The sequence below is a fragment of the Actinomadura sp. HBU206391 genome (assembly GCF_014323665.1).
Taxonomy (GTDB): Bacteria; Actinomycetota; Actinomycetes; order Streptosporangiales; family Streptosporangiaceae; genus Actinomadura_C.
In genome coordinates, this window is the sequence record NZ_JABVEB010000382.1 from 1 (window position 1) to 4091 (window position 4091).

Annotated in this window: 6 protein-coding genes; 4 read left to right on the forward strand and 2 right to left on the reverse strand. The window is 69.6% G+C overall.

Annotated features, from left to right (window positions below; genetic code table 11):
* Nucleotides 1-403: nicotinamide riboside transporter PnuC (gene pnuC / locus HKK72_RS36820; RefSeq protein ID WP_187239017.1), on the reverse strand; the 403-nt coding region annotated here is incomplete at its 3' end.
* A 77-nt stretch (nt 404-480) separates the two neighbouring features.
* Nucleotides 481-894, reverse strand: coding sequence for an NUDIX hydrolase (locus HKK72_RS36825; RefSeq protein ID WP_187239018.1), 414 nt, complete (start codon nt 892-894; stop codon nt 481-483).
* Between the two features lie 65 nt (nt 895-959).
* Here HKK72_RS36825 and HKK72_RS36830 point away from each other — a divergent pair, with 65 nt between their 5' ends.
* From HKK72_RS36830 to HKK72_RS36845, 4 genes are all read left to right on the forward strand, one after another.
* Entirely contained in the window at nt 960-1586 is a 627-nt protein-coding gene (locus HKK72_RS36830) for a DUF6758 family protein (RefSeq protein ID WP_187239019.1), read from the forward strand.
* Nucleotides 1587-1608: 22 nt separating this feature from the next.
* Nucleotides 1609-2466, forward strand: coding sequence for a PHP domain-containing protein (locus HKK72_RS36835; protein WP_187239020.1), 858 nt, complete (start codon nt 1609-1611; stop codon nt 2464-2466).
* Nucleotides 2463-3083 (forward strand): MarC family protein, encoded by a 621-nt coding sequence (locus HKK72_RS36840; protein WP_187239021.1) that lies wholly within the window; start codon nt 2463-2465, stop codon nt 3081-3083. Before HKK72_RS36835 ends, HKK72_RS36840 begins: the two co-directional genes overlap by 4 nt.
* Nucleotides 3084-3162: 79 nt before the next feature.
* Entirely contained in the window at nt 3163-4035 is an 873-nt protein-coding gene (locus tag HKK72_RS36845; RefSeq protein ID WP_187239022.1) for an MBL fold metallo-hydrolase, read from the forward strand.
* Nucleotides 4036-4091 lie beyond the last annotated feature (56 nt).

Here is a 4091-nt window from a genome sequence, read left to right on the forward strand (position 1 = left end):
GCACGTTCGAGTCGGTCCAGGCGCTGAGGGCCCAGGTCAGACCGGCGGTCGCGGCGGCGGTGGCCACGGCGAGAACGATCCACTCGTTCCGTGAGGTGCGTCGTGTGACGAGCGCGGTCCGGTCCCGTCCGCCATAGAGCCACTGCCACCAGCCGTACGCCTGGAGGACCACGTAGACGACCTGCAGGCCCGCGTCCGCGTACAACCCGCTGTCGAGAAAGATCAGTCCGAGCAGGATCACGTTCGCGACGCCGATGGGCCAGTTCAGGATGTTCTGGCGCACGACCAGCCAGACGTTCACCACGCCGGTGGCGAAGCCGAGGAGCTCGGCCCAGCTGGTGGGGGTGTCGCCGAGGGTGAAGGCCGTTGCGAGGAGGGGTTCGAGCAGGTCGTGCAGCGTCATGGCGGCTCCCGCGATCAGAAATCGTCAGAGCGACGATAACAGGTCGTCTCGGCCTGATCGCGGCGCTCCCGGGCGGTTCACCCCCCGAACCGATCAGAACGGGTCATGACGCTCCACTCGGTCAGGGCATCGAGCAGCCCGGGCGTCGTGGCCAGCGCCCGCAACCCCGCGGGAGTCACCCATCGGGCGTCGTCGGCGTCGTCGCCCGGCCGCAGATCCCCGTCGGCGACCGTCGCCGCGTAGTCCCGGATGTCATACGTCACACCGCCCGGCCCGGGCCGGTCCACCGTGCCCACCAGCCGCCCGACCGTGACCCCCAGGCCGGTCTCCTCGCGCAGCTCCCGCATGACCGCGGTCGCGTCCGACTCCCCGGGCTCGACCCGCCCGCCGGGCAGCGACCACAGCCCCTTGCCCGGTGGGCGGCCGCGGCGTACGACCAGCAGCCGCCCGTCGTCGTCCACCACCACCGCTCCGACGCAGCGCACGCGCATGTCACCATTGTCTGGGAGACCGAGAGGTTGACGTCCATGTCACCGACCGACGACAGTGAGTTCCCATGAGGGTGGAGCCGACCTGCCCGCGGTGCAGCGGGCCATTGCAAGAGCCGAGTGTCTGGTCGAGCGACTGGCACTGCGCCGTGCACGGCGCGGTGCTTCCCAAGCAGCCCCCGAAGAGTCCCTCGCCCGAGGGGCTGGCCACCGTGGCGCGCGACGCGTGGGTGCCCTTGTGGCTGCCGTGGCCGCTGCCGATGGGCTGGCTGGTCACCGGGTTCGGGGCCGTCGGCGATGAGCGGACCGGTTCTCGGGCCTGTGCGGTGGCGCTCTCGGGCCCGGGCCTGCTGCACGGTCCCGCCGACATGCTGTTGATCTCGGAGGAACCGGGGATCGGGTTCGGCGCGGCCTGCGCCGGGCTGGACGGCCTCGACCCGGGTGTGGTGAGCGACGCCTCCGCCCCGCACGCCAAGGTGGAGGTCCGTGGGCACCCGGTGCCGCTGTGGGCCGTCGACGCCGCGCCCGACCGGGCGGTCTACGTCGGCGAGGCGATGGGCAACTGGCTCTGGGGCGTGCTCTGGCCGGCCGAGGCGGGTGTGCTCATGGTGGAAGATCTCGCCCTGATCGATCTAAGGGAGCCCGGAATGGAGCTGGATCTTCCGTATGGGGCGTTCAGCCCGCATCTTGACTGAAAATGTGCAACTACCATGAAGTGTGCGCATTGACCTCCACAGCCACAGCAGTGCCTCGGACGGCACGGATTCACCCGCCGACGTCGTACGGCGGGCCGCCGACGCCGGCGTGGACGTTCTCGCGCTGACCGATCATGACACCGCCTCAGGCTGGGCGGAGGCCGAGCACGCGCTGCCGGCCGGGCTGACGCTCGTACGGGGCATCGAGCTCTCGTGCCGCCACGCGGCGGTGACGGGAGGATCGGGCGAGGGTGCCGAGAGCGTGCACATGCTGGGCTATCTGTTCGACCCGGGCGATCCGGTGCTGGCCGCCGAATGCGACCGAATCCGCTCCGACCGGGTCGACCGGGCGCGGGCCACGGTGGCCCGGCTGCGGGAACTCGGCGCCGAGGTGACCTGGGAGCAGGTGCTGCGGATCGCCGGCGACGGCGTCGTGGGGCGGCCGCACATCGCGCGGGCGATGGTCGAGGCCGGCGTGGTGCGGACGGCCGACGAGGCCTTCACCGCGGACTGGATCGGCACCGGCGGCCGCGCGCACGTGGATCGTTACGCGCTCGACCCGGTGCGGGCGGTGTCGCTGGTCGCCGATGCCGGCGGGGTCTGCGTACTGGCGCACGCCCGGGCGCGCCGCCGCGGCTACGTGGTGGACGACGATCTGATCGAGGAACTGGCCGCCGCGGGTCTGGCCGGGTTGGAGGTCGATCATCCCGACCACGACGCCGCCGACCGCGCACACCTGCGGGACCTGGCCGGTGCGCTGGGACTGTTCGCCACCGGATCCAGCGATGATCATGGAAAACCGACCGGCCACCGCCTCGGCTGTGAGACCACGTCACCCGAGGCCTTTGAGGCACTGGTCGCGAGCGCAAGAGGGAAATGAGCGAGTTCTTCGATGCCAAGCTGTTCGGCGAGGCATTCATCACGCTGTTCGTCATCATCGATCCACCGGGCATCATCCCGGTGTTCCTGGGACTCACCAGGGGTTATCCGGAAAACCAGCGAACCCGGCTCGCGTGGCAGGCGCCCGCCGTGGCGTTCGCCGTCATCGTGGTGTTCGCCGTCTTCGGGCAGACCCTGCTGAACTATCTCGGCGTCTCGGTGCCCGCGCTCATGCTCGCGGGCGGGCTCCTGCTGCTGCTCGTGGCACTCGAACTTCTCACCGGCAAGGCCACGTCACCCAACGAGCCGACGCGCAGCAACGTCAACGTGGCGATGGTGCCGCTCGGCACGCCCCTGCTCGCCGGCCCGGGCGCGATCGTCGCGACCATCGTGTTCGTCCAGCGGGCCGATCACGTGAACCAGATCGTGGCGCTCGCGCTCGCGATCGTGGCCGTGCACCTCATCCTCTGGCTGGTGATGCGGTTCTCGCTCGGCATCATGAAGGTGATCAAGGAGAACGGCGTCGAGTTGGTGACCCGCATCGCGGGCCTGCTGCTGGCGGCGATCGCGGTGCAACTGTGCGCGGACGCCGTACGGGACTTCATCCAGGCCGGTTGACCCGCCGCTTCCCGCGCACTCCTGGGCGGGTCGCCCCCGTCCGGAGGCAAAGCCGTCCGGAGGCCGATAGGCTGCGATAGTGGACGCGCGCATCGAACAGGTGGTCTCGGCAGGGAAATGCACCCTGGACGACACCGAATACGACGTGGAGAACAACACGTGGATCGTCGGCGACGACGACGCCGTCATCGTGATCGACCCGGCTCATGACGCCGAGGCCATCCTCAAGGCGGTGGACGGCCGGGAGGTCATGGCGGTCATCTGCACCGATGGCCACGACGCGCACCTGAACACGGTGCTCGAGGTCGCCATGGCCGGTGAGGACGACGAGGAGGACTGGGCGCCGATCGGGCTGCACCGAGGCGACCGGCTGCTCTGGCGGGACTACTTCCGCCGGCTCGCCAGCGAGGCGAAACTGTCGAAAGAGGTCGCCGAGCTCGTAGGGACCGACGATTCCGAGGATTCGGAGGAGACCGACGAGTCCGAGGACAAGGACGCCAAGGACGCCAAGGGCCTCAAGACCTCGAAGGGCAAGACCGCCAAGGACTCGAAGGCCGCCAAGGCGTCCAAGGCCTCCAAGATCGACGAGGACGTCGAGTTCCTGAAGAACCAGGAGCCGGACATCTACCTCGAGGACGGCGGGGTCTTCGAGATCGCGGACGTCCAGCTCGACGTCATCCACACGCCGGGCCACACCCCGGGCAGCATCTGCCTCTACAGCGAGCAGCTCGGTGTGCTGTTCACCGGAGACACCCTGCACAAGGGCAAGCCCGGCCAGGTGGGCGATGTCTACCCCGAGCTCCGGCAGCAGCTCAACTCGATCGGCTCGCTCCTCGCCCCGATGCCCAGGGACACCAGGGTGCTGCCGGGCCAGGGCGACGAGACCACCGTGGGCGAGGAGGACTCCCGCTGGGAGAGCTGGTACTCGCTCATCACGGAGTCCGACGACTGATCCTGTTCCGCCGCCCGTGATCGTGCACACGGCATCGACTCGAAGCGCGACATCAC